1 protein-coding gene and 1 pseudogene are annotated in these 1,257 nt (G+C 68.4%); both read left to right on the top strand.

Going from position 1 to position 1,257, the window contains the following annotated elements:
- The coding region (locus tag IBL25_RS26195) for a D-alanyl-D-alanine carboxypeptidase family protein (protein ID WP_187781356.1) at window positions 1-1,122 on the top strand (1,122 nt) is incomplete at its 5' end.
- A 1-nt stretch (window position 1,123) separates the two neighbouring features.
- A pseudogene (locus tag IBL25_RS26190) lies at window positions 1,124-1,257 on the top strand (dTMP kinase); the annotation flags it as partial.

Below are 1,257 nucleotides of genomic sequence, written 5' to 3'. Positions count from 1 at the left end.
GGGCCCGCCCGCGCTGGCGCCGCTGCGCCGCCGCCCGGCACGCCCGCCAGCACGCCGTTGGGGCCGCTGGACACGCAGGCCAAGCAGGCGCTGCTGATTGACGCCGATACCGGCGCCGTGCTGGCCGAGAAGAACGCGGATGAGCGGATGCATCCCTCGTCCATGTCCAAGCTGATGACGGTCTATGTCGTCTTCGACCTGCTGAAGCAGGGCCGGCTGCGCATGGACCAGACCCTGACCGTCAGCGAAAAGGCCTGGCGGATGGGTGGCTCCAAGATGTTCGTGGAGCTGGGCAGCCAGATCAGCGTCAACGACCTGCTGCATGGCGTGATCGTGCAATCCGGCAACGATGCCTGCGTCGTGTTGGCCGAAGGTGTCAGCGGCAGCGAGACGCAGTTCGCGGAGCTGTTGAACGAATACGGCAAGCGCCTGGGCCTGAAGGACAGCACCTTCCGCAACGCGACCGGTTGGCCGGACCCCGAGCACCTGATGACCTGCCGGGACCTTGCTTCCCTCAGCCGGCACATCATCAACGACTTCCCTGAATACTATGGCATCTTTAACGTCCGCTCCTTCCAGTGGCACGGCATCACGCAGGAGAACCGCGACCCCCTGCTGGGCCGCGTCGCCGGTGCCGATGGCCTGAAGACCGGCCATACCGAGGATGGCGGCTATGGCCTTGCGGGCACGGCCAAGCGCGGCGAGCGCCGGCTGATCGCGGTGCTGAACGGCATGACCTCCATGCGCATGCGGGCCGAGGAGTCGGAGCGCATGCTGGAATGGGGCTTCCGCGAGTTCGAGAACGTGGTGCTCTTCCGCGCCTCGGATACCGTGGAGCAGGCCCCGGTCTATCTGGGCGACCGCCCGACTGTGCCGCTGGTGGGCGGGCGTGATCTCGTGATGACCCTGCCGCGCCAGTGGCGCCGTAATCTGGCGGTGAAGCTGCGCTATGATGGCCCGGTGCCGGCGCCGATCGCCAAGGGGCAGGAGATCGGCCAGCTGGAAGTCTCCGGCCAGGGCGTGCCGCCGATGACGCTGCCGCTTTATGCCGGGGCGGATGTCGCCAAGCTGGGCGTGCTGTCGCGTATTCCGGCTGTCATCGGGCGCTGGGTCTCGGGCTGAGGTGACCACGGATAAAGCGCGCTTCATCACGCTGGAAGGCGGGGAGGGCGCTGGCAAGACCACCCTGGCGCGGCGGCTGGCCGAAGCCCTGGCCGCGGCTGGCCGGCCGGTGCTGCGCACCCGCGAGCCCGGCGG

This window comes from Pseudoroseomonas ludipueritiae, assembly GCF_014490445.1.
GTDB classification, from domain to species: Bacteria; Pseudomonadota; Alphaproteobacteria; order Acetobacterales; family Acetobacteraceae; genus Pseudoroseomonas; species Pseudoroseomonas ludipueritiae.
This window is presented reverse-complemented; position numbering and strand designations above follow the sequence as displayed.